Origin of the sequence: Pseudomonas furukawaii (genome assembly GCF_002355475.1) — a bacterium.
Taxonomy (GTDB): Bacteria; Pseudomonadota; Gammaproteobacteria; order Pseudomonadales; family Pseudomonadaceae; genus Metapseudomonas; species Metapseudomonas furukawaii.
Map to the genome: position 1 here is coordinate 3,804,295 of NZ_AP014862.1, position 22,736 is coordinate 3,827,030.

Annotated in this window: 15 protein-coding genes; 8 read left to right on the forward strand and 7 right to left on the reverse strand. The window is 66.6% G+C overall.

The window, feature by feature from the left end; all coding sequences use genetic code 11:
- The first annotated feature begins 237 nt into the window (after positions 1-237).
- Positions 238-453, forward strand: coding sequence for a ribosome modulation factor (rmf, locus tag KF707C_RS17710; protein ID WP_036993992.1), 216 nt, complete (start codon positions 238-240; stop codon positions 451-453).
- A gap of 93 nt (positions 454-546) precedes the next feature.
- On the opposite strand, the gene KF707C_RS17715 is transcribed toward rmf, so the two are convergent.
- The gene (locus KF707C_RS17715) at positions 547-1,572 is read right to left on the reverse strand and encodes a quinone-dependent dihydroorotate dehydrogenase (protein ID WP_003456376.1); all 1,026 of its coding nucleotides are present in this window, start codon (positions 1,570-1,572) and stop codon (positions 547-549) included.
- Positions 1,573-1,629: 57 nt separating this feature from the next.
- On the reverse strand, positions 1,630-1,851 hold the full coding sequence (locus tag KF707C_RS17720) for a DUF2835 domain-containing protein (RefSeq protein WP_003456377.1): 222 nt from the start codon (positions 1,849-1,851) through the stop codon (positions 1,630-1,632).
- A gap of 147 nt (positions 1,852-1,998) precedes the next feature.
- Between KF707C_RS17720 and KF707C_RS17725 the strand changes: the two genes are divergently transcribed.
- Positions 1,999-2,868, forward strand: coding sequence for a DUF6685 family protein (locus tag KF707C_RS17725; RefSeq protein ID WP_003456378.1), 870 nt, complete (start codon positions 1,999-2,001; stop codon positions 2,866-2,868).
- A 115-nt stretch (positions 2,869-2,983) separates the two neighbouring features.
- Here KF707C_RS17725 and KF707C_RS17730 read toward each other — a convergent pair whose 3' ends face one another.
- Positions 2,984-7,846, reverse strand: a complete 4,863-nt coding sequence (locus tag KF707C_RS17730; protein WP_003456379.1) for an NAD-glutamate dehydrogenase — start codon at positions 7,844-7,846, stop codon at positions 2,984-2,986.
- A 406-nt stretch (positions 7,847-8,252) separates the two neighbouring features.
- Here KF707C_RS17730 and KF707C_RS17735 point away from each other — a divergent pair, with 406 nt between their 5' ends.
- The 6 genes from KF707C_RS17735 (at position 8,253) to KF707C_RS17760 (ending at position 15,074) form a co-directional block, all read left to right on the forward strand.
- Positions 8,253-9,212 carry an AAA family ATPase gene (locus tag KF707C_RS17735; RefSeq protein ID WP_003456382.1) on the forward strand — a complete coding sequence of 320 codons (960 nt, stop codon included), beginning with the start codon at positions 8,253-8,255 and terminating at the stop codon, positions 9,210-9,212.
- Positions 9,213-9,334: 122 nt separating this feature from the next.
- The gene (locus KF707C_RS17740) at positions 9,335-10,210 is read left to right on the forward strand and encodes a DUF58 domain-containing protein (RefSeq protein ID WP_051050788.1); all 876 of its coding nucleotides are present in this window, start codon (positions 9,335-9,337) and stop codon (positions 10,208-10,210) included.
- Positions 10,207-10,698 (forward strand): DUF4381 domain-containing protein, encoded by a 492-nt coding sequence (locus KF707C_RS17745; RefSeq protein WP_003456387.1) that lies wholly within the window; start codon positions 10,207-10,209, stop codon positions 10,696-10,698. Before KF707C_RS17740 ends, KF707C_RS17745 begins: the two co-directional genes overlap by 4 nt.
- Positions 10,691-11,710, forward strand: a complete 1,020-nt coding sequence (locus tag KF707C_RS17750) for a vWA domain-containing protein (protein ID WP_003456390.1) — start codon at positions 10,691-10,693, stop codon at positions 11,708-11,710. The genes KF707C_RS17745 and KF707C_RS17750 overlap by 8 nt, the downstream gene beginning before the upstream one ends.
- Positions 11,707-13,425: a VWA domain-containing protein gene (locus tag KF707C_RS17755; RefSeq protein ID WP_003456392.1), complete on the forward strand. Its 1,719-nt coding sequence runs from the start codon at positions 11,707-11,709 to the stop codon at positions 13,423-13,425. Before KF707C_RS17750 ends, KF707C_RS17755 begins: the two co-directional genes overlap by 4 nt.
- On the forward strand, positions 13,425-15,074 hold the full coding sequence (locus KF707C_RS17760) for a BatD family protein (protein WP_003456393.1): 1,650 nt from the start codon (positions 13,425-13,427) through the stop codon (positions 15,072-15,074). The genes KF707C_RS17755 and KF707C_RS17760 overlap by 1 nt, the downstream gene beginning before the upstream one ends.
- 183 nt (positions 15,075-15,257) lie before the next feature.
- Here the strand turns inward: KF707C_RS17760 and KF707C_RS17765 are convergent, their stop codons facing one another.
- The 4 genes from KF707C_RS17765 to KF707C_RS17780 form a co-directional block, all read right to left on the reverse strand.
- Complete coding sequence (locus KF707C_RS17765) at positions 15,258-17,633, reverse strand: efflux RND transporter permease subunit (RefSeq protein ID WP_003456395.1); 2,376 nt, start codon at positions 17,631-17,633, stop codon at positions 15,258-15,260.
- A 20-nt stretch (positions 17,634-17,653) separates the two neighbouring features.
- Positions 17,654-18,742, reverse strand: coding sequence for a WD40/YVTN/BNR-like repeat-containing protein (locus KF707C_RS17770; protein ID WP_036993995.1), 1,089 nt, complete (start codon positions 18,740-18,742; stop codon positions 17,654-17,656).
- Positions 18,743-19,014: 272 nt separating this feature from the next.
- Positions 19,015-20,382, reverse strand: a complete 1,368-nt coding sequence (locus tag KF707C_RS17775; RefSeq protein WP_003456398.1) for a DUF1329 domain-containing protein — start codon at positions 20,380-20,382, stop codon at positions 19,015-19,017.
- A 60-nt stretch (positions 20,383-20,442) separates the two neighbouring features.
- Positions 20,443-22,479 (reverse strand): DUF1302 domain-containing protein, encoded by a 2,037-nt coding sequence (locus KF707C_RS17780; protein WP_003456399.1) that lies wholly within the window; start codon positions 22,477-22,479, stop codon positions 20,443-20,445.
- Positions 22,480-22,736 lie beyond the last annotated feature (257 nt).

The window sequence follows — 22,736 nt, forward strand, 5'->3', positions numbered from 1 at the left end:
GGCAAAAATCGTTTCCTACAGCTTATGGCCATTGCCACCATCAAGTTACGTGCTTATGACAAAACGATCATTCACATGCCCGGGGGCATTGGTTAGAACTCAGCTTAACCCGTCACCGCAATGGTGGCGGATCAAGGCCCGTCACGCCGGCAACGGGCCTTTCAAGGCAGAGCATTTCTGCCCGGTCCCGACTAGGGGCCAATGGACATAACAGTCAACAAATGAGGGCTACACCCTATGAGAAGACTTAAGCGTGATCCGATGGAACGAGCATTCTTGCGCGGCTATCAGCACGGCATCAACGGCAAATCCCGCGACATGTGTCCTTTCACCCATCCCACCACACGGCAAGCCTGGATCAACGGTTGGCGCGAGGGCCGTGGCGACAACTGGGATGGCCTTACCGGCGCCGCCGGTATTCACCGCCTGAACGAACTCCACGCCGTCGGCTGACCACGGATCACACCGACTTCACCATGCACGCCCCATCCGGGCGGCGGGCGCAAGCCCAGGGGCTCCCTTGAAGGGAGCCCTTTTTATTGGGGCTCAGTACTTCGGCAATGCGGCGATGGCATCCACCGCTTCGCGAATCAGCGCCGGGCCCCTGTAGATGAAGCCGGAATAGACCTGCACCAGGCTCGCACCCGCCTCGATCTTCTCCGCCGCATGGCGCCCCTCGGTCACCCCCCCCACCGCGATGATCGGCAACCGACCGCCGAGCTCGCCAGCCAGCACCTTGACGGTGTGGGTGCTCTTGTCCCGAACGGGGGCACCGGACAGGCCGCCCGCCTCGTCGCCATGGGGCAGGCCCTCGACGCCTTCGCGCCCCAGGGTGGTGTTGGTGGCGATCACCGCATCCATGCCGGACTCCAGCAGTGCCCGGGCCACCATCACGGTCTCCTCGTCGCTCATGTCCGGGGCGATCTTGATGGCCAGGGGCACATAGCGACCCTGCTCGGCGGCCAGGGCCTGCTGGCGCTGGCGCAGGGCTTCGAGCAGCTGCTTGAGCGAGTCGCCGAACTGCAGGCTGCGCAGGCCGGGGGTGTTGGGCGAACTGACGTTCACGGTGATGTAGCTGGCGTGGGCGTAGACCTTCTCCAGGCAGATCAGGTAGTCATCCACCGCCCGCTCCACCGGCGTATCGAAGTTCTTGCCGATATTGATACCCAGCACGCCGTCATACTTCGCCGCGCGGACCCGCTCCAGCAGGTGGTCGACGCCGCGATTGTTGAAGCCCATGCGATTGATGATGGCCTCGGCTTCCGGCAGGCGGAACAGGCGCGGCTTGGGATTGCCCGGCTGCGGACGCGGGGTGACGGTGCCGATCTCGATGAAGCCGAATCCCAGCTGGGCGAAGCCATCGATGGCATCGCCGTTCTTGTCCAGGCCGGCGGCCAGGCCGACCGGGTTGGGGAACTCCAGGCCCATCACCTTCACCGGCAGACTGGCCGGGGACTTGGTCAGGATTCGGTTCAGGCCGAGGCGGCCACCCGCTCCGATCAGGTCGATGGAGAGTTCGTGGGACGTTTCCGGGGACAGGGAGAAAAGCAGCTCGCGGGCCAGTTTGTACATGGTCGGTCGGGCATCGATCGGCGGGATGGGCCGGCGATTATAGCCGCGCGGCCCCGCTCAGGCGAGGCGACGCAGGCTGAGCAGTGCCCCTTCGCTGGAGAATTCGAGCTCGAAGGTGCCACGAATGCCACCATGGCCGAGGTAGGGACGCAGATGATGGGCCGGCAGGCTCACCCTGCGACCGTCGCGGCTGCGCAGCAGCACGCGATTGGCCCGCCCCTGGTAGACGGCCAGGAACTCCTCGGACGTCAGGGAAACATCCAGCACCAGGCTGGGCATGACCATCACCTCGACAATGAAAGCTCGAATTCTGCCATACCGCCCATGCCCACTCCGCCCCCTCCGGGAGGAAATCTGTGCCGCGCGGGGTGCGAGGCGGACGGGCCTCTGCCACACTGCCGTCCGTGACCCGGGAGTATTCAGGCCATGACCCAGCTGCAGTCCCCCCCCTTGAGCGCCCGCCTGGCAGCCATCGCCCAGCGCTTCGGCATTGGCAAGTCGCCACGCCGGATACTCGAGCGTGCCAGCCAGTTGCACTTGCCTTTCCAGCCGCTGCCCTGCCCCCAGGACAGCATCTGGTGGCAGGCGGGCCCACCCCTGGAGCGTCTGGTGGAACTGCCGCGTGGCGCACTCTCCGGTCCCGTGCAGGAAGACAAGGCCGAAGCCCATGAAGTGCTCGTGGGGGTGGTCCGGCGCCACGAGCATTCGCTCGAGCGTTTCGACCTGCGCCAGGTGGACGGCCTCTGTGGCAACGACCTCGCCCCCACCCCTTTCCCGAACTTCGAGGAGTACCTGGCCGGGCTTCCCAGCCGGCAGGTACGGATCATCAGCTACAAGGACTTCATCAAGGCCATCAGCCTGCCACTACCGCGCTTCCTCGCTGGCGCGGCCATCAGCCTTTCCCGTGCGAGCTGGCGCCACAAGCGCGTGTTCTGGAACGGCGACCAGCACCCGGAGGCCTTCGCCGCCTCCATCGCCTACGCCCGCTTGCGGGAACTGGAAGCCACCCTGCCCGCCGAACTGACGGACTACCACCTCGACAGCGATGGCCTGGACAGACTCCACGAGCGCTTCCACGCGCTCGCCCTGCCCGTCCAGGCCTGGAGCGACCCGGCCTTCATGGGGCTCCTGCTGGACAGCCGCATCCCCTACTCCCGACTGACCCTGCTGCGCCACCCCGGCGCCCCGGAGTTCATCCTGCTGCCAAAGAAGCACGCCGACGCCACGGCCCTGGGCGAAGGGCTTCGGCTGGCGGGAGCACCGGACGTGGTGAAGTACCTGCAGGCCCTGGGCTGACCCCCGCCCGCCGTCTCGAAAGCGGCGCCCAACGGCACGGTTTCCCCGACACTAAAAAAGAGCCCCGCACAAGGCGGGGCTGAGAGCACAAGCTAGTGTCGGACGCAGGCGGGCATCAGGGGATGCACACGCCATGCTGGCCGCTCTGGGCCAGGTCCATCAGTTCGCGGTTGGCCACGGCGTACATGGCGTAGTCGGTACCGGTCGCGGCACGCAGCTCCGCCAGCATCGCCTTCCAGCGCTCCACCAGCGGGCGCTGCTGTTCCAGCCAGAGGGCGACTCGCTCCTCGATATCCGCCGGCCCCTCGTTCATCTGCAACACCGAGATGGTGATGGCGCGCTGCTGCCAGTCCAGGTCGTCGCGGAAGGCTTCCCGGGCCAGGGCCTGCCAGTTGTTCTCCACCGGCAGGCTGGTGATCTGCTGCAGGTACCAGGACAGGTCCAGTGCGCCCCCCACGGCGAAGTAGGCGGCAGCCACTTCGGCCGTGTCCTTGCCGGTGACGTCCGAGGCCTCGATGATCGGCAACAGGGTGTAGAGGTGGCTGGTGCCCGCGACCACGCGGGCCAGTTCCTCGGGGGCGCCGGCCTCGACGTAGGACTGGTAGCGCGCCAGCCACTGCTCGCGGGACGGCCCCTCCAGCAACTCGTCCAGACGACCGGCCAGGGCGGCCACGCGCGGCGCGAAGTGGTTCACGTCACGGGCGGCGTTCTGGTCGTCGCGACGGCTGCGCAGGAACCAGCGGGTAGCGCGGCGACCGAGACGCATCAGCTCATCCATCAGGGTCAGCTGCAGCTCCGCCGGGACCTTGTAGTCGAGCGCCTCGATCTGCTGCCACCAGTGCGGCAGGCGGAACACGTCGCGCACCACCACGTAGGCGCCGGCGACATTGGCCGCGCTCATGCCGGTGGACTCCTTCAGGCGCTGCACGAAGGTGATGCCCATGTGGTTCACCAGGTCGTTGGCGATCTGGGTGCTGATGATCTCGCGCTTCAGGCGGTGACGGCGCATGGCCTCGCCGAAGGTTTCCGCCAGCCGCGCCGGGAAGGCGGTCTCCATCTCCTGGGCCAGGTAATCGTCGTCCGGGACCAGGGATTTGAGCAGCGATTCCTTGAGGTCGATCTTGCTGTAGGAAATCAGCACCGACAGCTCCGGACGGGTCAGGCCATGGCCACTGGCGATACGCTCGTTGAGTTCCTCGTCGGTGGGCAGGAACTCCAGGCCACGGTCCAGCTTGCCGGCCGCTTCCAGGGCGGCGATCAGGCGCTTGTACTCGCCGATCTTCTCCCGTGCGCGACGCTCCGCCAGGGACAGCGCCTGGGTCTGCTTGTAGTTGTTGCCCAGCACCAGGTTGCCCACGTCATCGGTCATTTCCGCCAGCAGCTTGTTGCGCTGCTTGCCGGTCATGTCGCCGTTGCCGACGATCTCGTTGAGCAGGATCTTGATGTTGACCTCATGGTCCGAGCAGTCCACGCCGCCGGCGTTGTCGATGAAGTCGGTGTTGCTGGCCCCGCCGTTCAGGCCGAACTCCACACGACCCAGCTGGGTCATGCCGAGGTTGCCGCCCTCGCCCACCACCTTGGCCCGCAGGTCGCGGCCATCCACGCGCAGGGCGTCGTTGGCCTTGTCGCCCACGTCGGCATGGCTCTCGCTGCTGGCCTTGACGTAGGTGCCGATGCCGCCGTTCCAGATCAGGTCCACCGGTGCCTTGAGCAACGCGTTGAGCAGTTCGGTGGGGGTCAGCTTGTCCGCCTCGATCTCGAAACGGGCCTTCATCTGCGGGCTGATGGCGATGCTCTTGGCGCTGCGCAGGAAGATGCCGCCGCCCTCGGAGATCAGCTTGGCGTCGTAGTCCGCCCAGGAGGACCGGGGCAGGTCGAACAGGCGCTGGCGCTCCTTGAAGCTGGAGGCGGCGTCCGGATTCGGATCGATGAAGATGTGCATGTGGTTGAAGGCGGCCACCAACTGCAGCTTGTCCGACAGCAGCATGCCGTTGCCGAACACGTCGCCGGCCATGTCACCGATGCCGATCACGGTGACGTGATCCTTCTGCACATCGATGCCGCGCTCGCGGAAGTGACGCTGCACCGACACCCAGCCGCCCTTGGCGGTGATGCCCATGCCCTTGTGGTCGTAGCCGGCGGAGCCGCCGGAGGCGAAGGCGTCGCCGAGCCAGAAGCCGTATTCCTGGGCAATGCCGTTGGCGATGTCGGAGAAGGTCGCGGTGCCCTTGTCGGCCGCCACCACCAGGTAGGGGTCGTCGTGGTCATGACGGACCACGTTGGCCGGCGGCACCACCTGGCCTTCCTTCAGGTTGTCGGTGACGTCCAGCAGGCCGCTGATGAAGATGCGGTAGCAGGCGATGGCCTCGGCCTGGATGTCATCGCGCGTACCGCCCACCGGCAGGCGGCGCGGGATGAAGCCGCCCTTGGCGCCCATGGGCACGATCACCGCGTTCTTCACCTGCTGCGCCTTCACCAGGCCCAGCACCTCGGTGCGGAAGTCCTCTTCACGGTCCGACCAGCGCAGGCCGCCCCGCGCCACGTCGCCGAAGCGCAGGTGCACGCCCTCCACGCGCGGGCAGTAGACGAAGATCTCGAACTTGGGCACCGGGCGCGGGATGTCGGGAATCAGGCGTGGGCTCAGCTTGAAGCTGAAGTACGACTTGTTCTGGCCGCTGGCGTCCGGCTGGTAGAAGTTGGTGCGCAGCGTCGCCTTGATCAGGTCCAGGTAGCGACGCAGGATGCGGTCTTCGTTGAGCACCGCGACATTGTCCAGCTCGCCGAGGATGGCCTGCTCCAGCTTCTGTTGCTTGTCGTCCAGGTCTTCTGCGGAGAGCTTGCGCGCCAGGTAGAAGCGGGTCTTGAACAGCCGCACCAGCTCCTTGGCGATGTTGGTGTGGTTCAGCAGGGTGCTGGCGATATAGGACAGGTCGAAGCCCAGGCGGATCTGTTTCAGGTAGCGGGCGTAGGCGCGCAACAGCGCCACATCGCGCCAGGGCATGGACGCGGTGAGTACGAGGCGGTTGAACGCATCGTTCTCGGCATGGCCGCCGACGATGTGGACGAAGGCGTCCTGGAGCACGTCGTTGAGCTCCTGGATGTCCACTTCCACGCCGGTGCCGGCGGTGAAGGCGAAGTCATGGATCCAGAACTGGCGGCCGTCCTGGCGCACCAGGCGGTAGGGAAACTCGCCCAGTACGCGCAGGCCGAGGTTCTCCAGGATCGGCAGCACATCCGACAGCGCCAGCGGCGTATCGGCATGGTAGAGCTTGCAGTGCAGCTGCTGCTCGCCCTGGGCCAGGGGCTGGTAGAAGCTCATCACCAGCGGGCGCTCATCGGACAGGCTGTGCAGGTGCTGCATGTCCACCACCGCCGAGTGCGGGGCGAAACGCTCGCGGTAACCGGCCGGGAAGCCTTTCGGGAAGTCGGCCAGGATGCGGGTGCCCTGCCCTTCGCCGAAGCTCTCGTTGACCAGGCTGGCGTAGTCGTCCTTCCAGGAACGGCAGGCCTGGATGACCTCCTTCTCCAGCAGGACGAGGTCGACGTTGACCTTGTTCCTGGGGTTCAGGCGCAGGATGAACTGCACGCGGGCCAGCACGGACTCGGAGAAGAAGGTCCAGAACTCGCAATCGCTGGCCTGCAGGCGATCCATCAGGATCTGCTGGATCTTCAGCCGGGTCTCGGTGGAATAGACGTCACGGGGCACATAGGCCAGCGCGTAGGCGAAGCGGCCATAGGGATCACGACGCAGGAACAGGCGGATCTTGTTGCGTTCCTGCATCTGCACGATGGACATGGCGGTGCTGAAGAGATCGTCCACCGGGGTCTGGAACAGGTCGTCGCGGGGCAGCACCTCCAGGACCTGGGACAGCTCCTTGCCCAGGTGCGCCTTGGCGTCGAAGCCGGAGCGACGCCGGATCTCCGCCACCTTGCGACGGATGTAGGGGATGTGCTCCACGCTCTCGGCATAGACGGCCGAGGTGTAGAGGCCCATGAAACGGCACTCGCGGATCACCTTGCCCTTGGCATCCAGCTCGCGGATGGAAACGAAGTCCGGGTAGGCCGGGCGATGCACGCGGCTCGGCTCGGCGGCCTTGGCGAAGGACAGCAGCATGGGCTCGCGCAGGTAGGCGACGGCCTCGGACTCGATGTGCAGCTCGTCCTTCTTCAGGCCTGCGCGGCGGAGACGGGAAACCCCGAGGAGCGACTGCTCGTCATAGACCAGGTGGCCACCTTCCGCGCCATCGGCCACGGTGAACTCCTCATAGCCGAGGAAGGTGAAGTGGTCGTCCAGCAACCACTCCATGAACACCTTCACCTCCGCCAGCTCGTCCTTGTCCACCTTGAGCTTGGCCTTGTCCAGCCAGGCACGCAGCTCCTCGGCCTTGGCCTTCATCGGCTTGAAGTCGGCCACGGCCACGCGGACCTCGCCCAGCACTTCCAGCAGCGCCTTCTCCAGGGTCTTCATCGCACCGTTGTTGGCGCAGCGGTCGATCTCCATGAAAATCAGGGATTCCTGCTGCACACCCTTGCCCTGGGTCCCCTTGGGCAGGATCTCCTGCAGGTCGCCCTTGGCGTTGCGGCGCACACTGATGACGTTGTTCTGCAGGGTATGGATGCTGTAGCCGCGACGGTTCAGCTCCATGCGCACCGAATCCACCAGGAAGGGGATGTCCGGGTGCAGCACTTCCACCGCGGTATGGGTGGACTGCCAGCCGTGCTTCTCGTAGTCGGGGTTGAACACCCGCACCTCCGGGCTGGCGGCGTCGAAGCGCTCCAGCAGCCGCCAGGAGGACAGGGTGCAGCCCGCCAGGTCGGACAGGCGACGCTGGGTCAGCTCCTCGAGGGCGATGATGCCGAAGAATTGCTCGGCGAACAGGGCAACTTGTGGCAATGCCTGTTCGCTGACGTGCTGCGCCAGGGCCGCTTGCAGTTGGTGCTGGAAGTCGGCTTTGCTGGCCGCCGTGAAGAACGCCATGGTTGTGCTCCGCTAGGCTCGTTTCGGTGGGAATAAGCGTAGAACGCCTACAGGCGGAGGCAGGGCCACAGGTCGAACGGGCAGTGGGACCCTCCCCCGGGAGAACGCCGGGAGACAACTGCGACCCGGCGGTCACCATTGCCGCGAAAGCTTAACGAGGGAGCACGAGGGGCGACTTACGGCGCTGCGACATATTCGTTCATGCAGCGCCCATTCGCTTCGGACTTTACCTACATCCATCGAGAAGAAGGCCTACAGGAGACCCTGCCGAACAAATATCCCGGCAAATGCGGAACCATTTCCCAACGCCCGGTTCTCTAGGCCGTCTCCCCGTGCGTGCTTTCACCCGATGCCTCATAATTCCCGGCGCCTGCTGTCCACGTCCTCTCCTCGAACGAGTCCATCGATGGAACACCGTGAAGCGCTAGTCGCCCTGAAGACCTACCTCTCCACCCAGATCCTCGGCCAGGAAAAACTGATCGATCGCCTGCTGGTGGCCCTGCTCGCCGACGGCCACCTGCTGGTGGAAGGGGCGCCCGGCCTGGCCAAGACCAAGGCCATCAAGGACCTCGCGGACGGTGTGGAAGCCGAGTTCCATCGCATCCAGTTCACCCCCGACCTGCTGCCGGCGGACATCACCGGCACCGAGATCTACCGCCCGGAGAACGGCAGCTTCGTCTTCCAGCAGGGCCCGATCTTCCACAACCTGGTCCTGGCGGACGAGATCAACCGCGCGCCGGCCAAGGTGCAGTCGGCGCTGCTGGAGGCCATGGCCGAGCGCCAGGTGTCCATCGGCCGCTCCACCTACGACCTGCCGCCGCTGTTCCTGGTCATGGCCACCCAGAACCCCATCGAGCAGGAAGGCACCTACCCGCTGCCCGAGGCCCAGCTGGACCGTTTCCTCATGCACGTGCGCATCGGATTCCCCGACGCCTCGGTGGAACGCAAGATCCTCCAGCAGGCCCGTGGCGAAGCCCTGCACGGCGAGACCCGTGCCGAGCACCAGGTGAGCCAGCAGGCCATCTTCGCCGCGCGCAAGGAAATCCTCGGCCTCTACATGGCCGACGCCGTGGAGGAGTACCTGGTCCACCTGATCATGGCCACCCGCACCCCGGCCAAGTTCGACACCGAACTGGCCGAGTGGCTGGCCTGGGGCGCCAGCCCGCGCGGGTCCATCGCCCTGGACCGCTGCGCCCGCGCCCACGCCTGGATGGCCGGCCGCGACTTCGTCAGTCCGGAGGACATCCAGGCGGTGCTCTTCGACGTCCTGCGCCATCGCCTGATCCTCTCCTTCGAGGCGGAAGCCGCCGGCATCGACCAGGACCGGGTCATCCAGCGCATCCTGGATGTGGTAGCGGTGGCCTGATGCGCCTGAAGACGGCGGCCTGGAATTTCCGACTCCGCAAGCGCCGCCCGGCGACGCCCGCCTTCGCCCCGCCCGCCACCAGTGCCGAAGGCGTCCACGTCGGCCTGGCCGAGCTGATCGACATGCGCCACCGGGTGCGCGAAGTGCAGATCTTCTCCAGCCCGGCGCGGCGCAGCCCGCTGATCGGCCTGCACCACTCCAAGCTGCGCGGACGCGGCGTCGACTTCGACCAGGTGCGTATCTACCAGGCCGGCGACGACGTGCGCACCATCGACTGGCGCGTCACCGCCCGCACCCAGGAGCCCCACACCAAGCTGTTCCACGAAGAGCGCGAGCGCCCCGTGTTCATCATGGTGGAACAGACCCAGCGGCTGTTCTTCGGCACCGGCCTGGTGTTCAAGTCCGTGCTCGCCGCCCAGGCGGCCAGCCTGATCGGCTGGGCCGCCCTCGCCCACAACGACCGGGTCGGCGGGCTGGTGTTCAACGACCAGGAGCACCACGAGATCAAGCCGCGCCGCAGCAAGCAGAGCCTGCTGCAACTGCTCAATCGCCTGGCCCGCGCCAACCAGAGCCTCGGCAGCCCCGCCAGCAGCCCGCGCGACAGTTTCAGCCTGGCCTTGCGCAGGGCCCGCGAAGTGCTGCGCCCCGGCAGCCTCGTGGTGATCCTCTGCGATGAACGCACCCTGTCCGATACCGCCGAGAAGCAACTCTCCCTGCTGGCCCGCCACACCGACATGATCCTCCTGCCGGTGTCCGATCCCCTCGACCACGCCCTGCCCGCCGCCGGCCTGCTGCGTTTCGCCGAACAGGGCGCCCAGCTGGAACTGGACACCCATGCCAGCGACCTCCGCCAGGCCTACCGCGAACAGGCGGAAGCCCGCACGGCGCGCTGGGAACGCCTGGCCCAGCGCCTGGGCGTGCTGCTGCTGCCCCTGACCACCCAGGAAGGCATGATCGACCAGCTGCAGGATTACCTGCAGCACCGGAGGGCGCGATGAATCCGCTGGAGGGCCTCGAGCCCCTGATCGCGCCGCCACCCATTCCCTGGTGGCCGCCCGCCCCGGGCTGGTGGGCCCTGCCACCGCTGCTGGCCCTGCTGGCCGGCGCGCTGTGGTACGCCTGGAAACGAAGAACCCCGGAGCGCCCCGAGGAACAGGAGCCCACGCTCGATCCCTCTCGCCAGGCCGCCCTGGAAGAGCTGGCGCGCCTGCCCAAGCCCTACGACGGTGCCCCGGCGGGCCCCTGGCTGCAGGAACTGAATGGCCTGCTCAAGCGCCTCTGCCGCATCCACTACCCCGGCGACCAGAGCCATACCCTGAGCGGCCGGGCCTGGCTGGCCTACCTGGACAACCGCTGCCCGGCCGCCGGCCTGACCCGCTGGATGATCCTGGTGGAAGGCGCCTATCGCCCCCAGTGCAAACTGGACGACAAGGCGATCCAGGGCCTCAACCAGTCCGTCGAGACCTGGATCCGCAAGCATGTTTGAGTTCACCTGGCCCTGGATCTTCCTCCTGGCTCCCCTGCCCTGGGTGCTGCGGCAACTGCTGCCCCCGGCGGACAGCGGCGAGGCCGCCCTCAAGGTGAGCTTCCTCGCCGACCTCGAAGGCCTGGTGGGCCGCCGCGCCCGCGCCAACCTGCCGGCCTGGCGCCAGCAGGCCCCCTTCGTCGCGCTCTGGCTGCTGCTGCTCGGCGCCGCGGCGCGCCCGGAGTGGGTGGGCGAGCCCCAGCCACTGGCCACCAGCGGCCGCGACCTGCTGCTGGCGGTGGATGTGTCCGGTTCCATGGACTACGCCGACATGCGCTGGGAAGACGAGGACGTCAGCCGCCTCACCCTGGTCAAGCACCTCATGGGCGAGTTCATCGAGGGACGCCGTGGCGATCGCATCGGCCTGATCCTCTTCGGCAGCCAGGCCTACGTGCAGTCACCGCTGACCTTCGACCGCGACACCGTGCACACCTGGCTCGACGAGGCGCGCATCGGCATCGCCGGCAAGAACACCGCCATCGGCGACGCCATCGGCCTCGCCGTGAAACGCCTGCGCCAGCGCCCGGCCGAGAGCCGCGTACTGGTGCTGGTCACCGACGGCGCCAACACCGGCGGCGAGATCGACCCGCTCACCGCCGCCCGCCTGGCCGCCGAAGAGCAGGTGAAGATCTACACCATCGGCATCGGCGCCGACCCGGAGCAAAGCGACGTACTGGGCATCCTCGGCCTCAACCCGAGCATGGACCTGGACGAGCCCACCCTCACCGCCATCGCCGAGCAGACCGGTGGCCGCTACTTCCGCGCACGCAACAGCCAGGAACTGATGGAGATCGAGGAAAACCTCGATGACCTGGAGCCGGTGACCCAGCGCGCCAGCCAGGCGCGACCCGCCCTCGCCCTCTACAGCTGGCCGCTGGCCGCGGCCCTGCTGCTGAGCGTCGGCCTGGTCGTTCGCGTGCTCTGGCCCCACCCTTGGCAGCACCGCCCGGGCTGGCTCCGGAGGCGCACATGATGGAGCTCTGGCCCCACTGGCTGCGCCCCGCCTGGCTCCTCCTGCTGCCTCCGCTGGGCTGGCTGCTGTGGCAACTCTGGCACCGTGAGCGGCGCAGCGGCCGCTGGGAACAGCTGCTGCCCCGTGCCTTCCAGCCCTGGCTCCTGGCGGGCGGGCGCCAGCGCGGCACCCGCCTGCCCTGGCTCGCGCTGGGCCTGGCCTGGCTGCTCTGCCTGCTGGCCCTGCTCGGCCCCAGTTGGCAGCAGGTGGAACAGAGCACCCAGAAGCGCGCGGATCCCCTGGTGGTGATGCTGGAACTGACGCCGGCCATGCTCGCCACCGATATCGCGCCAAGCCGCCTGGAGCAGGCCAAGCGCAAGCTGCGTGACCTGCTGGATGCGCGGCGCGATGCCCAGACCGCCATCATCGTCTATGCCGGCAGCGCCCACAGCCTGGTTCCCCTGTCCGACGACCTGATGACCAGCCTCAACCTGATCGACTCCCTCAAACCCTCGATCATGCCCCTGCCTGGCAGGCGCGCCGACCTGGCCGTGGGACAGGCCATGCGCCTGCTGGACCAGGGCGCCCTCGGGCGCGGTCGCCTGCTGCTGATCACCAGCGGCCTGGACCAGCAGGAGCAGGCGGGGATTCGCCAGGCGCTGGGCTCCCGGGGCGAGCGCCTGGCCATCCTCGGCATCGGCACCGCCGCCGGCGCCCCCATCGCCCAGGAAGACGGTGGCTTCCTCAAGGACGACCAGGGCGCCATCCTCCTGCCCAAGCTGGACAGCCCGCAGCTGCGCCGCTTCGCCGCCGACCTGGACGGCCGCTACAGCAGCGGCCAGCTGGACGACAGCGACCTGCGCCGACTCGGCTTGCTGGAAGGGGCCAGCAGCCTGCGGGACAGCGGCGAGGTCGCGCGCCTGGCCGCCTGGGCCGACCAGGGCCACTGGCTGCTGCTGCCCCTTTTACTGCTCGCCGCCTGCGCCGGCCGTCGCGGCTGGCTGTTCTGCCTGCCGCTGCTCCTGGCCCTGCCCAACCCCAGCCACGCCTTCGACTTCGCCGACCTCTGGTTGCGCCCGGACCAACAGGGCCAGCGTCTCCTGGACGCCCAGCGGCCGGCCGAGGCGGCGACCCGATTCAGCGACCCGCGCTGGCAGGGGCTGGCCCTCTACCAGGCCGGCGACTACGCCGAGGCCGCCGCGCGCTTCGCCCAGGGCGATGGCGCGGCGGATCATTACAACCGGGGCAACGCCCTGGCCCGCTCCGGCGAGCTGGAGGCTGCGATCGACGCCTATGATTCGGCCCTGGAGCGCCAGCCTGACCTGGTCGCGGCGCAGAAGAACAAGGCCCTGCTGGAAGCCTTGCTGCGCCAGCGGGAAGCCGAGGCCGCAGCCGCGAACAGCGCCCGGGAAACGCAGGACGCCCGACAACAACAGGCCGGGCAAGGCGAGCAACGCCAGGACGGCGGACCACAGGCCGAAGACCGCGAATCGAATGACGCCAGCCCGCAGCAGGGCCTGACCGAGAGCGGCCAGGGCGACAGCGGCGGCAACGACCCGGGCGGCACGGAGGAGGCCTCGCCCAGCGAGCCGCTCCAGTCCGCCCGCACCGAACCCCAGGGGGACGAACGTCGCCAGGCCCTGGAACAGTGGCTGCGGCAGATTCCGGATGATCCCGCCGAATTGCTGCGCCGAAAATTCTGGTACGAACAGCAACAGCGCCAGGAAGACCCGTGATGACGCGCCTGCTCTGCACCCTCCTTCTCAGCCTGCTGGCCTGTACCCTGCAGGCCGCCGGATTCACCGCCAGCGTGGACCGCACGCGCCTCAGCGAAGGCGAGACCGTCGAACTGACCCTGGAGTCCTCCGACCCGACCCTCTTCGGCAAGCCGGACCTCGCCCCCCTGGACGGCCAGTTCGAGGTGCTCGGCACCCGCCAGATCAACCAGCTCGGCACCTTCAACGGCCGCAACGACCGCGCCACGCGCTGGATCATCACCCTGCAACCGAAGCAGACCGGCTTCGTCACCATCCCCGCCCTGAAACTCGGCGACGTCCACAGCGCCCCCATCACCCTGCACGTGGCGAAGGCGGAGAAGCGCGAAGGGCCGGCCAAGGGTGCGCTGGCGCCGGTGTTCATCGATGCCAGCCTCGATACCGACAGCGTCTACGTCCAGGCCCAGGCGATCCTCACCCTGCGCATCTACCACTCCGTCTCCCTCTATGACGACAGCAGCCTCAGCCCGCTGCAGATGGACGACGCCCGGGTGGAGCAACTGGGTGAGCCGCGCACCTACGAGAAGGAGATCAATGGCGTTCGCCACGGCGTGATCGAGGTGCGCTACGCCGTGTTCCCGCAAAAGAGCGGCGTGCTGCAGATTCCGCCCCAGGTGTTCAGCGCGACCCTCGTGGATGCCGGCACCCAGGATGGCTACCAGCCCTTCGGGCCGCGCCCCGGCAAGCTGAGCCGGGTGAACTCGCCACGCATTCCCCTGACGGTGAAGCCCAAGCCTGCCGACTACCCGGCCGACGCTCCCTGGCTGCCGGCCCGCAACCTGACCCTGACCGAATCCTGGAGCCCGGACCCCAACGCCGTCAGGGCCGGCGACTCGCTGACCCGCAGCCTGCAGCTGCAGGTGGAGGGGCTTTCCAGCGCGCAGATCCCGCCCCTGCCAGCCACCGAGGCCACCGGGCTGCGGCGCTATCCCGACCAGCCCCAGCTGAGCAACAGGGTCGGTGAACGCGGCCTCATCGCCAGCCGCGAGGAGCGCGAAGCCCTGGTGCCCACCACCAGCGGCCGGCTGGAGCTGCCCGCCGTCACCCTGACCTGGTGGAACACCCGTGACGATCGCCTGGAGCGCAGCGTGATTGCCGCCCGCACCCTGGAGGTCGCCATCAATCCCGAACTGGAGCCCGCCGCCGCCGCGCCGGTGCAGGAAACGGTCGAACGCGCCGGCCACCGGGGCCTGCTCTGGCCCTGGCAGCTGGCCTGCGCGCTGCTGGCGGGCACCACGCTGCTGGGTTTCGGCCTCTGGTGGCGCGCACGCCGCCAGCCGGCGATCCTCCCCACCGCAGCCACCGGTCCGAGTCCGCGCACGCTGCTGGACGACCTGCGCCGCGCCTGTCAGTCCAACGACCCCCACGCCACCCGCCAGGCGCTGGACAACTGGGCCCGGCAGCAGCCGGAGACCCTGGCGGACATGGCGGCGCGCTTCGTGCCGCTGTCCGACGCCATGGACGGGCTCAACGGGGCGCTCTACAGCGAGGCCGGCCAGCACTGGCAGGGCGAGGAGCTGTGGAAAGCCATCCGCGCCCTGCCCGCCCCCCAGGCCGGCGAACAGGTAGCGGGCGAACCGAGCCAGCTGCCGCCCTTGTATCCACGCTGACAACCGCCTTCGCCGCCCCAGGGTGCGCCGTGCGCAGCGGGAAAACTCGAAGCGCCACGCAGCGCACCCGGCGAATCATCTGCACCACCGCAGGGTGTCGTTACCCGCAGGGCAACGCAGCGGGACTCACCGCCCATAAAAAAACCGCGGCCAGGGCCGCGGTTCTTTCATTGCCTCGATGGATCAGTGGGCCAGCAGCGAACCGCCGACCTTGCCCGCCAGCTTCTCGGGCTTGATCAGGAAGCGCGCCAGGGCCGGCAGCAGCCAGAGGGCGCCGAACATGTTCCAGAGGAGCATGAAGGTCAGCATCAGGCCCATGTCCGCCTGGAACTTGATGGCGGAGAAGATCCAGGTGACCACGCCGATGGCCAGGCACAGGCCGGTGAAGAGCACGGCCTTGCCGGTGGACTTCAGGGTCTGGTAGTAGGCCTCCTGCAGCGGCAGCCCGGCACGCAGGAAGCTTTCCAGGCGGCTGTAGATGTAGATGCCGTAGTCCACGCCGATGCCCACGCCGAGCGCGATCACCGGCAGGGTGGCCACTTTCACGCCGATGCCGAGGAAGGCCATCAGCGCGTTGCCCAGCACCGAGGTGAGGATCAAGGGCAACACGATGCACAGGGTGGCCGCCACGGAGCGGAAGGTCAGCAGGCACATCACGGCGACGCAGATGTACACCAGGATCAGGATGGTCAGTTCGGCCTGGGCGATCACCTCGTTGGTGGCCGCCTCGATACCGGCGTTACCCGCCGCCAGCATGAACTCCAGCCCTTCCTTGTTGTGCTCCTTGGCGAACGCCTCGACGGCATCCACCGCGCGGCTCAGGGTCTCGGCCTTGTGGTCGTTGAGGAACACCAGCACCGGCGCCAGGGAGCAGTCGGAGTTGTACAGGCCTTCGGCGCGGCTGATGGAGTTGTTCAGCACGTCCTGGTTGCGGGACAGGGTTTCCCACTTCAGGTTGCCTTCGTTCATCCCTTTGATCACCTGCTTGGAGACGGTGACCATGGAGATGGCGGATTGCACGCCCGGCGTGTTCTCCATCTTCCACATCAGCTCGTCCACCGGCGCCAGGGTGTCATGGGTGGAGCAGCCTTCGGGGCCGGTCTTGACCATGACCACCAGGACGTCGGAGCTGGTGGAGTAGTTGTTGATGATGAAGTTGTTGTCCTGGTTGTAGCGCGAGTCCGGGCGCAGTTCCGGAGCCCCCTGGTCGAGGTCGCCGATCTTCAGGTTCTGGCTGTACCAGAGGCCGCCACCGAAGGCGATCAGGGCGATCACCACGGAAATGGGCGCCACCACCGGATGGGCGAAATTGGACAGCAGGCGCCAGAAGCGATGATCGCGCTGGGCGTCGCGCTTGCTGCGCTCGATGGCCTTCTTGCTGATGCCGATGTAGGAGATGGCAACCGGCAGCAGGATCAGGTTGGTGAAGACGATGACACCCACGCCGATGGAGGCGCCGATGGCCAGCTCGCGGATCACGCCGATATCGATGACCAGCAGGGTGATGAAGCCCACGGCGTCCACCAGGATGGCGATCATGCCGGGCAGGAACAGCTGGCGGAAGGTGCGTCGCGCCGCCGTCAGGGCATTGTCGGAATCACTGGATTGCAGGGCGATACCGTTGATCTTCTGCACGCCATGGGAGATGCCGATGGCGAAGATCAGGAAGGGCACCAGCATGGAATAGGGGTCCAGGCCGAACCCCGCCAGATGCATCAGGCCCAGTTGCCAGATCACCGCGATCAGGGTGGTGGACAGCACGGAGATGGTGCTGCGGATGCACCAGCTGAACCAGTAGAGCAGCACCAGGGTGATCAGGAAGGCGATGCCGAAGAAGGCCACCACCATCATCAGGCCATCGATCAGGTCGCCCACCTTCTTCGCGAAGCCGACGATGTGGATCTTCACGTTGGCGTTCTGAAGCTGGTACTTGTCGCGGATCTTCTCTTCCAGCTCATGGGAGAACTGGCGATAGTCCAGCTTCATCAGCTTGCCCTGGTCGCTGGGGTCCGGGTAGGACTCCAGCAGCGGCACGTCGATGATGCTGGACTTGAAGTTGTTGGCCACCAGGCGACCGATCTGGCCGGACTTGAGCACGTTGTTGCGCAGCTCTTCCAGGCTCGCCTCGGAACCGTCGTAGGTCTGCGGGATCACTTCGCCACCGGCGAAGCCTTCCTCGGTCACCTCGGTCCAGCGCACGCTGGGGCTCCACAGGGACTTCAGGCCGGAGCGATCGACACCCGGAATGTAGAAGACCTCGTCGTGGATCTGACGCAGGGTCTCCATGTAGTCCTTGTTGAAGATGTCGCCGTCCTTGGCTTCCACCGAGATGCGCACGGTGTTGCCCAGGTTGGCCAGGTCGTTGCGGTGCTCGATCATCTTCTGGATGTAGGGATGATGGAGCGGGATCATCTTCTCGAAGCTGGTGGACGGCCGGACCTGCAGCGCCTGCCAGGCCAGGAAGAGGGTCGTCAGCAGACAGAGAATGATCACGGTCGGCCGGTTGTTGAAGATCAGGCGTTCCAGGAAGGTCGCCTTGTCCTGGTGATGGGTACTCATCGAAACTCTCCGCCTTGTTCTTATAGTTGGCCCAGCTCGGCGCCGGTCGGCGACGCTACGCGTACACCGCCCTGTCCCACCAGGATCAGGTTGCCCTTGTCGTCAGCGGTGACAGCGGCCAGCGACAGTCGATCGCTGCGGTTCACCACCTTGAAGCTCCGGCCGCCATCGGTGCTCTTCAGCACGCTGCCACCGTGGCCGACCACCACCAGGCTGCCGTCGGGCAGCAGGGTGCCACCGGACAGTCCGAACTCCAGCTCGCCGTTGCCGGCGCTCAGGGGAATGGTCTCCCAGGTGGCGCCGAAGTCGGCGGAGCGGAACAGATGGCCACGCAGGCCATAGGCGATCACGCCACCGGTCTCGCCGGTGCCGAGCACGCCGAACAGCGAACCCTCGTAGGGGCCTTCGAGGCGCTCCCAGGTTTCGCCCCAGTCGGCGGAGCGGAACATGCTGCCCATCTCGCCGACCACGAACAGGCCGGAATCCTTCACGGTGGCGATGGCATTGAGGTGGTACTGATCTTCGTTGTCCAGGCGGTCGCTGACGTCTTCCCAGTTCCGGCCGCCGTCTCGGGTGCTCAGCAGGGCGCCGTAGGCACCGACGGCAAAGCCGGTGTCGGCGTCCTTGAACCAGATGTCCAGCAGCGGCGCTTCGCGCTCCAGGTCCTGGAACTGCAGGGCCCAGGTGGCACCGCCATCCTCGCTGGCGAGGATCTGCGCGTCATGGCCGACGGCCCAGCCTTTCTTGTCATCGAGGAAAAAGACGGCGGTCAGCATCTGGCGACTGGGCACCTTGGCCTGGGTCCAGGACTTGCCGTCGTCATCGGAGTAGAGGATGTGGCCACGATCACCGACGGCCACCAGGCGCTTGCCGGCGTGGGCGACGTCGAGCAGAAGGCTGCTCACCGCCTTGGGTGATTCGATGGCGAAGACCGGCGCATCGGGCGACGCGGCGGACACGGAAACAGGCGCGACGGCTGCGGCAAGGATGGAGAGCACACTGAACAGCGAGAGCGCTTTGGCCAGCGGCGAGTGGAAGCGGAACGCCGGCGTGTGGAGAGCCTCCACGGTGAGGCCGGACCGGGTGCGCCGCATGACGGGCTCACTCATACACCTTTCCCCTTATTGTTATAGGTGGAGCTGCCCAGGCAGGCAGCGAGCTAATCCTAGCCAGCTTTGAAAACGCTGCACAATCAGCGGGACGTTATGTTTTGTTAAGCGCAGGTGGCGCTCTGTAACAGGCTCCGCGAGCGGCAAGGCGCCTCGGAGCCGGCAGCCGACCCCTGATCCGGATGCAAGGGGGTCGGGCCGCAGATGCCCCGGCTCCAAATAAGAAGGCCGCTACAGGGTAGCGGCCTTCTTTTCCTTGGGCGGGGTATCGATCAGCGGGTGCCGCGGCGACGCAGGGCGGACGGCTTGAAGTAGCCATCGTCCGACACGGCCTGGGTGAAGTCGATGGTGCTCGGCTCTTCGTTATCCAGGTTCTGCACGTGGTAGCGACGGGCCTGCAGGTCGTGGAACACGTCCAGCGCGGACCAGGTGGTCGGCAGATCGTAGTAGTTCTTCAGGTAGGCCACCGAGACGCGCCACAGCTCGCCACGACCGTCGTACTGGTCCACCACCGCGGCTTGCCAGCTGTCCTCGTCGAGGAACAGGGTGCGCTTGGAGTAGATGTGGCGAGCGCCCGACTTCAGGGTGCCTTCCACGACCCACACGCGGTGCAGTTCGTTACGGGTGACAGCCGGATTCAGGTGGCCAGGCTGCAGCAGTTCCTCGTACTTAACCTCAGGGCTGGAGACCTTGTAGTTGTTGTACGGGATGTAGATTTCCTTCTTGCCCACCAGCTTCCAGTCGTAGCGGTCCGGGGCACCGTTGAACATGTCGGTGTCGTCGGCGGTACGCAGGCCGTCGGCGGCGGCGATCGGGGTGTCGTAGGCCAGGTTCGGCGCACGGCGCACGCGGCGCTGGCCGGCGTTGTAGCCCCAGGCCTGGCGGGGTTCCTTCACCTGGTCCAGGGTCTCGTGAACCAGGGTCGCGCCACCGGCCAGACGCGCCGGGCTCTTGGTGAAGGACAGGTAGTAGAAGAGGATGTTGTTCAGGTCGGCGTACGAACCCTGCGGGTTGTAGTACTTGAACAGGGCTTCCTGCTGCGAGGTCACCAGGGAGTAGTCACCGTTGCGCTGCACGGCCACTTCGGAGGCGCGACGCACGATGTAGGTGCCGCGATAGCGGGTGACGTGGTTCCACAGGGCTTCCACGCCGCTCTGCGGAATCGGGAACGGGATGCCGCCGTAGGCGTCGGCGAAACCGTTGCCGCCGTCGAGCAGCTTGGCGGTGGTGGCGTTCTTGACGGTGTTGTCATAGACCCACTGCGGCGCGGAACCGGAGCGGCGGGTCTGGTAGACCGGCATCTGGAAGCTGTCGGGATAGGCGTTGAACAGGGCGATCTGGCCGGGGGTCAGGTTGGCCTTGTACTGGTCCAGGTTGGCCTTGGTGATGGTGAACAGCGGCTTGTCTTCCGGGAACGGATCGACGTGGTGCTTGCCGGACTTGTAGCCAGCGGGGGCCTGGGTGATGCCACCGTTCCACTCGGGAATGGTGCCTGCGGCGTTGCCGGCCTTCTCGGCGCCGAAGGGGGTCAGGCTGGCGCCCAGCTTGGCCGCGTCCTGGGCAGAAACCAGGGCCAGGGCGTTGCTGGCGGTAAGCGCCAGGGCTACTGCGGCGCTAATCAGCGAAAGCTTTTTCAGCATGAGGAGTCTCCGTGATGAGTCTGTATCGGGCGCCTTCAGGCGCCCGTATTGTTCTTGTGCTTAGAAGGAGTACTTGACGTTGAAGCCGATGTTGTCGCGGTCACGAACCGAGTTGTTCTGGCCGCCGCCGAAGAACTCGGTGTACTGCAGCTCGGCTTCCAGGCTGTTCAGGTAGCTGGCCTTGACGCCCAGGGTGTAGGCCTTGCGACCTTCGATGAAGTTGCCGGTCTGGTAGGAGTTGCCCTCGAAGTCGTCCTTGTAGACGACGTAGGGGGAGATGTTCACGCCCGCGTAGACGTCGTTCCAGGTACCGGACAGCAGCAGGGTGTAGCCGTAGGCGTTCTTGTTGACCTGGTCGTCACGATCGCCGCCGGACACGTAGGAGTTGTTGCCACGACCGGAGTAGTAGCGCTTCTGCCCGTTGAAGGCGGTGTACTGCAGGTCGCTGCCGCGCAGGTGCTCGGACGCCAGCTCGGCCACGCCGAACAGGGAGTCGAAGGACAGGGACGGGCCGAAGTTATAGATGGTGCCCAGGGAGGTGTTGAAGGCCTCCACGCGCTCGTAGTTATGGATCGAATCGCCCAGCTGGACATTCTGCCCGCCGATGTTCACCACGCCGCCAGCCGACAGTTGCGGCGCCTGGAGCAGCAGGTCACCCAGCAGGTCGTTGGTGGTGGCGACGCCGATGGGCAGGTTCGGACGGTAGGCCAGTTCGCCGAACACCGAGGCGTTGCCCACGGTGGTGTTGAAGCTGAGGCCGTACATGCGGATGTCTTCGACGTACTCGCGCTGGGCCTGGACGGCATTCGCCACGTCGATGGTCGCCAGGCCGCCGGCAGCGGTGGTGGCGGCGGCGGTGAGCGCGTTGGAGTACGCCTGGGCCAGCGCCGGGTTGAGGGCCGGGTTGGCCAGCACGGCCTGCAGCTGGGGAACGCTGATTCCTGCCCCGGCAGCGACGGCCTGCTGCACCTGGGGTGCGAGGACGGTAGCGGCCTGGCCGGCGATCTGGGCCAGGTCGAGACCGGCGTAGTCACCCAGGTTGGCCGAGATGGTCGGCTCCTTGGCGTGGTAGTTCACGAAATAGAAGCCGAACTCGGTGGAGTTCAATTCTTCCGCGATATAGCGGAAGGCGACGCCGAACTGGCCATCGTTCTTCGCGTTGATATCAGGACCGACGGAAGCCACCTTGATCACGCCATTGGCGTCCACGGTGCGGCCGCCTTGCAGGCCGCCCACGCCCAGGGCGCTGAAGCCGCTGTAGAGGCCGGCCAGCGGCTGCAGGCGCGGCTGGGTCGAGTAAGCGGTGTTGCCGCCATCGGCGAACAGGTCGGTTTCCGAGTAGTAGGTGCCCACCGGGTCGATGGCCGACTCCTTCCAGTTCCACTGGTAGAAGGTCTCCATGGACAGGTTCTCGGTCAGGCCGAGGTTGAAGCTCAGGGCCTCCACCGGCACCAGCACTTCCTTCAGCTCCGAGCCCGGCAGGCGGAACTTGGCGGCGTCCACCGGGTTGGTGGTGTTCACGCCGCCCCGGTAGAAGACGCCCTCGCCCCAGTTGAACACCTGCTTGCCGATACGGCCGGTGACCGGCATGTCGGCCACGTCCCAGTTGCCATAGAGGTAGGCGTCGAGGATCTGCGCATCGCGACCGGCCTTGTGGCGGGTCTCGTAGGTGAAGCTGTCATCCTTGGGGAAGTTCTGGCTCGGCTGGCCCGGGTTGTTGTTGTCGTAGTAGTCGTTGCGCTTGTCCATGATCTGGGTGTCATAGAAAGCGGTACCGCGCACGAACAGGCCGTAGTTCTTGTAGGTGGCTTCCAGGTCGGAGGTGATCTTGTACACCTCGGAAACCAGCCCGGTGTCGAAGTTGCGGTTGCCGTCGTTGGTATTGATGTCGTCGTTGGACTTGTCCCGGCCCTGGACGCGCCACAGCTGGCCGTAGGAGACGGTGGTATCGAGGGAACCGGAAATTTCGTCGTTGGCGAAGCTGAACTCCACCGCCTGGGCCTGAGCCGCCACCAGCAGGGGGAGGATGCCGGCGAAGGCGAAGCCTGCCTTGGCCGGCGCAAAACGCAATAGGGGCTTACGGGACTTGAGTTCCATCGAGTCTTACTCCGTGGACTGATCACTTTGTTATTGGCTGCCCGTCAGGCGGGCTTGTTTGTCCAGCCGCTCCGGGCGGCCTGGTCTGCTTCGGCAGGAAATCCCCAGCGCAGAGCACTCCCCGTTCCCGATGCACCGAAACGGGGCTAGATCGGCAGCGGCGTTGCAACCATGGTGCCAAGTCACTCGCAGTCGTCAAAAAACAACCCCGGTTCCGGCGACGAAAAATTGTCAAACAAGTGACTGATCATCCACTG

What these genes read in the sequence shown, in the direction of transcription:
- rmf (WP_036993992.1), top strand. Translation starts at nt 238, where the DNA reads ATGAGAAGACTTAAGCGTGATCCGATGGAACGAGCATTCTTGCGCGGC.
- KF707C_RS17715 (WP_003456376.1), bottom strand. Translation starts at nt 1,572, where the DNA reads ATGTACAAACTGGCCCGCGAGCTGCTTTTCTCCCTGTCCCCGGAAACG.
- KF707C_RS17720 (WP_003456377.1), bottom strand. Translation starts at nt 1,851, where the DNA reads ATGCCCAGCCTGGTGCTGGATGTTTCCCTGACGTCCGAGGAGTTCCTG.
- KF707C_RS17725 (WP_003456378.1), top strand. Translation starts at nt 1,999, where the DNA reads ATGACCCAGCTGCAGTCCCCCCCCTTGAGCGCCCGCCTGGCAGCCATC.
- KF707C_RS17730 (WP_003456379.1), bottom strand. Translation starts at nt 7,846, where the DNA reads ATGGCGTTCTTCACGGCGGCCAGCAAAGCCGACTTCCAGCACCAACTG.
- KF707C_RS17735 (WP_003456382.1), top strand. Translation starts at nt 8,253, where the DNA reads ATGGAACACCGTGAAGCGCTAGTCGCCCTGAAGACCTACCTCTCCACC.
- KF707C_RS17740 (WP_051050788.1), top strand. Translation starts at nt 9,335, where the DNA reads ATGCGCCACCGGGTGCGCGAAGTGCAGATCTTCTCCAGCCCGGCGCGG.
- KF707C_RS17745 (WP_003456387.1), top strand. Translation starts at nt 10,207, where the DNA reads ATGAATCCGCTGGAGGGCCTCGAGCCCCTGATCGCGCCGCCACCCATT.
- KF707C_RS17750 (WP_003456390.1), top strand. Translation starts at nt 10,691, where the DNA reads ATGTTTGAGTTCACCTGGCCCTGGATCTTCCTCCTGGCTCCCCTGCCC.
- KF707C_RS17755 (WP_003456392.1), top strand. Translation starts at nt 11,707, where the DNA reads ATGATGGAGCTCTGGCCCCACTGGCTGCGCCCCGCCTGGCTCCTCCTG.
- KF707C_RS17760 (WP_003456393.1), top strand. Translation starts at nt 13,425, where the DNA reads ATGACGCGCCTGCTCTGCACCCTCCTTCTCAGCCTGCTGGCCTGTACC.
- KF707C_RS17765 (WP_003456395.1), bottom strand. Translation starts at nt 17,633, where the DNA reads ATGAGTACCCATCACCAGGACAAGGCGACCTTCCTGGAACGCCTGATC.
- KF707C_RS17770 (WP_036993995.1), bottom strand. Translation starts at nt 18,742, where the DNA reads ATGAGTGAGCCCGTCATGCGGCGCACCCGGTCCGGCCTCACCGTGGAG.
- KF707C_RS17775 (WP_003456398.1), bottom strand. Translation starts at nt 20,382, where the DNA reads ATGCTGAAAAAGCTTTCGCTGATTAGCGCCGCAGTAGCCCTGGCGCTT.
- KF707C_RS17780 (WP_003456399.1), bottom strand. Translation starts at nt 22,479, where the DNA reads ATGGAACTCAAGTCCCGTAAGCCCCTATTGCGTTTTGCGCCGGCCAAG.